The organism is Bartonella refiksaydamii (assembly GCF_902652675.1).
Lineage (GTDB): Bacteria > Pseudomonadota > Alphaproteobacteria > Rhizobiales > Rhizobiaceae > Bartonella > Bartonella refiksaydamii.
In genome coordinates, this window is the sequence record NZ_LR736357.1 from 1 (window position 1) to 1865 (window position 1865).

A 1865-nucleotide genomic window follows, 5' to 3' on the forward strand; every position below is an offset into this window, starting at 1 on the left:
AAGCCTTCTTAACACGCAACATATCTGATACGTGATCTGTCTGTAGACGGTTCGTCGTAATAGGAACACCATATGCCGAGCGCGTATTTCCACCAGTGCCTGACTGGAGATAAATATCCACCCAAATATCCTGCATAATATATTGATTTGTAAAGATAGTTTAGAGTTATTCAATTTGAATGAGACTCCCGAATATCGTAAGATTCTCTCATTTCAAATCTGTGTATGTTGAATCAATCAAAATCACTTGCTTGCATGTTACAAGCGTGGCTGGCGTGTGGGTAAAATTGTACAAGAAAGGAGCAAAAATGATGGTGCCGGCTTGCTCCTTCATAAGCGTAAAGATGGTGGAGCTCAATGGCTTTATCGTTATACCTTTCACAAGTCCCCGTCGCGGAATGAGTTTGGAAGTGTTGAGAGATGTTTCTTTAAAAAAGCCCGTGAATGTGCAAACCAATGACGTTCTGTTTTACGTGAAGGGCATGCCCCCATTAAAGAACGCAATAAACAAAAGCGTGAGGCAATGCGTAATCTCCATTATGTAAAAGACATTGCTCTAGACACTTCTGAAAGTCGGAAAGCCGAACTAAAGAATGATGCTAAAGATGGAAATTTGTTTTACATTTAAAACTGCATATTTTACCAAAATTAGGCTGTCTACCCGTTTCAGAGATTACACAAACAGATATACGCAATACACTCGATTCTATCTGGCATACAAAAGCTGGAGCGGCAATTAGAGCCTCTATCGGGCTTTAAAACAGCACCAACAACAGAGGTAATACCTAGCCCCAACTACTTTATCCCTATCCAAGAAAAAAAGGTAACGAATGCAGTACTTGAGACTATACCCCCTCCTCGCAAAGTAACCACAAGTAAAGTCATCGGTCGGAGGAGACACAGTGCACTCCCAGCAAGTCTTGTCGCCATTATTCCCAGCGAACGCTTTGAAACTGCTAACCCTCACCAAATTGCCTAAGACCACCAAGCTTGATAAAAGAGCCTATCAATTGAAGCCGACCAAGGCAGAAACTAGCAAAGAGGATAATGCACAACATACGCAAAGTAATATTAAAAGTCATCAGTGCGGCAATGGTTTTAATAATAGTATTTATTAAAGTTGGATGGGCATTGTTCCATGCCATAAGCTCATTGGTAAAATTACCAACACTTTCCATCAAATTGTTTACAAGGGGCAACAGTACTTCACCAATGGTAATGTTCAAAGCTAAGATACGGTTTCGCAAAAGTTAAAACTGCCTGATGGAGGACCGATGGAACCCATTGCTTGTTTGTCCGCCTCTCGCTCTACAGCACTTTTAAAGACTTTTGGATCTTTCACAAGCTCTAAAACATGCCCTAATAATTCTGGGTTGCCAGCCAATTTGGCAAAGCGTTTACCAATTTGATCACCTGTCATATCAAAAGCCACGGCTGCTTTGACGGCATAAATACCAAAAGCTTCCAGATTTTGTATTCCTTTCGGAAAGATTCGTTCAGACTAAAATAAAATTGTACATTTTTTAAAAACTATACCTTAGAAAAGGCTTGCATTGGAGATTCAAGAAATTTTATTAAAAACGTTAAAAAAAACATTTAAATGATTGACCTTTTGCAAGAACTTTGCAAAAAGACATACTTAATTTGGAGGGGTGGCCGAGCGGTTTAAGGCACCGGTCTTGAAAACCGGCGTGCAGGAGACTGTACCGTGGGTTCGAATCCCACCCCCTCCGCCACAGCACTTTTATCGTGCTATAACTTATTGATTCTGTATGATCTTTTTTAAGTGTAGCTTGACTGTAGCTTACCAGCTGTAGCTTGACGGCAGGTTTTGTATATTTTGCCACTAGGTTTTGTACCAATTT

The 1865-nt window shown here is 40.4% G+C and carries 2 protein-coding genes, 1 tRNA gene and 1 pseudogene; 2 read left to right on the forward strand and 2 right to left on the reverse strand.

The window, feature by feature from the left end; translation table 11 throughout:
• Positions 1-247: 247 nt before the first annotated feature.
• A pseudogene (locus GQO39_RS09350) lies at positions 248-756 on the forward strand (hypothetical protein); the annotation flags it as partial.
• Positions 757-956: 200 nt separating this feature from the next.
• Here GQO39_RS09350 and GQO39_RS08385 read toward each other — a convergent pair.
• A complete protein-coding gene (locus tag GQO39_RS08385) occupies positions 957-1247 on the reverse strand; it encodes a hypothetical protein (RefSeq protein WP_156851754.1) in 291 nt (96 codons plus the stop codon).
• Entirely contained in the window at positions 1229-1420 is a 192-nt protein-coding gene (locus GQO39_RS08390; protein ID WP_156851755.1) for a hypothetical protein, read from the reverse strand. The genes GQO39_RS08385 and GQO39_RS08390 overlap by 19 nt, the downstream gene beginning before the upstream one ends.
• A 226-nt stretch (positions 1421-1646) precedes the next feature.
• On the opposite strand from GQO39_RS08390, the gene GQO39_RS08395 reads away from it, so the two are divergent.
• Positions 1647-1736: transfer RNA gene (locus tag GQO39_RS08395), tRNA-Ser, on the forward strand.
• Positions 1737-1865 lie beyond the last annotated feature (129 nt).